Source organism: Rahnella sp. ChDrAdgB13, from assembly GCF_017655185.1.
GTDB classification, from domain to species: domain Bacteria; phylum Pseudomonadota; class Gammaproteobacteria; order Enterobacterales; family Enterobacteriaceae; genus Rahnella; species Rahnella contaminans.
The window spans coordinates 1-1,354 of the sequence record NZ_JAEMGT010000254.1 but is presented as its reverse complement, the minus strand read 5'-3'; the positions used below and the strand labels follow the sequence as shown (position 1 = coordinate 1,354).

Here is a 1,354-nt window from a genome sequence, read left to right as displayed (position 1 = left end):
GTGCCGCCAACTGGTTCCATCCATCAGCGCATCCTGTTGACTACAGTAAAAGGGAAAATTATATTTTCACTGTCATGACAGCAACCGGTCAGAGGCCTCGTGGTTGAATGCGCTGGCCGGTTTGCTCCCCTCCCCCCTGATATTTCCCCAGTATTTGTGTTGCAACCCTTTCCGTCTATGATGATTCGATAATTTTCAGCCTTGAATCCGAGAAGCGTTAAATTAAGGTGGTTGACGATGAAAAGAGCATTAGTCATTGGTTATATGTCAGTCGTTTCAGTTGCTTTAGCTATAGCTTTGATAGAAGGCGCCAGAGCATAAACAGCATCGGCCAGTTCATGGGTGTCTGGCAGATAGGGAGCTGTGTCACAGGGATGTGGAGTGGGATAGAGCCTGATTCGGGTGATGTGTTATTTTACAAAGGATAAAATATGAAAAATAAATTGGAAAAATCGGAAGCCTATTCCGAGCATTATGTTGATTTCTCTATCGTTGGTGTTAGTGGGACTCAAGAGCTTTTTTGCATGCAATTTCTTGCCAATAAACCAACTCCTTTTGTTGAAAATGCTACAAAAGATGGGGATGACGCTAATATTCAAATAGGAGTGGGTTCAATTCTTTATCATGAATGCACGCTGTACATGGGAAAAGACCAACTAGAAGCCCTTTATGAGACAATTGGTAAAAACCTGGGTAAATGAAGTGCTAACCTTTGCGGTATTTCAGGATGAATAAACAAACTTTTCAAGATTATACCCGTGGAAATTTGAATATCACGCTGCTAAACAATGAAGGCTTGCATCCTATAAGCATTTCTTTGCCTAATTGTTCACTTAGTGACTTTGTGTATACCACTAAACAAGCATATGAATTTAAAGACTCAACCTTTGTGCATGTTGATGGCTGGACAAGTGAAATATCTTCTAAGGAGCAAGCATCTGAGCTATCATCAAAATCAGAGGGGATAAGTTTTAATCAAGAAAAAGCGGAGGATAAAATGACAGATTTCAACAGAAATGAGTTAAACGCTCATTTGAAAGCCAATAAGGCAGAAGTTGATTCTGTTGCATCCGCAATGCGAACTGAAATGGCTAATTTCAGAACATATTACGTTGAAAGCTTTGCTGAGCAATCTAAAGCCCTCAACAGGATTGAGTCCCGAGCGGATGCAACAGAAAAAAGACTTACTCAAGCCCAATGGATTGTTTCCTTGGTGATAAGCATCTGTGCGGTTACGCTATCAGCAGTTATTTTCTTTTCAAATAAGAGCGCTAACAAGCCGGTTCAGCAGCAGCCTTCGGTTGTCGTAAATACAGCTCAGCCGTCAAATATTCCGCCGCCATTGAATCAGAAG

General features: G+C 41.3%; 2 protein-coding genes. Both read left to right on the top strand.

The genetic code is table 11. The features are described from left to right. Positions 1 to 431: 431 nt before the first annotated feature. On the top strand, positions 432 to 701 hold the full coding sequence (locus J8X26_RS27505) for a hypothetical protein (protein WP_208952673.1): 270 nt from the start codon (positions 432 to 434) through the stop codon (positions 699 to 701). A 26-nt stretch (positions 702 to 727) separates the two neighbouring features. Further along, a partial coding sequence (locus J8X26_RS27500; RefSeq protein WP_208952672.1) for a hypothetical protein occupies positions 728 to 1,354 on the top strand: 627 nt, incomplete at its 3' end.

What these genes read in the sequence shown, in the direction of transcription:
- J8X26_RS27505 (WP_208952673.1), top strand. Translation starts at nt 432, where the DNA reads ATGAAAAATAAATTGGAAAAATCGGAAGCCTATTCCGAGCATTATGTT.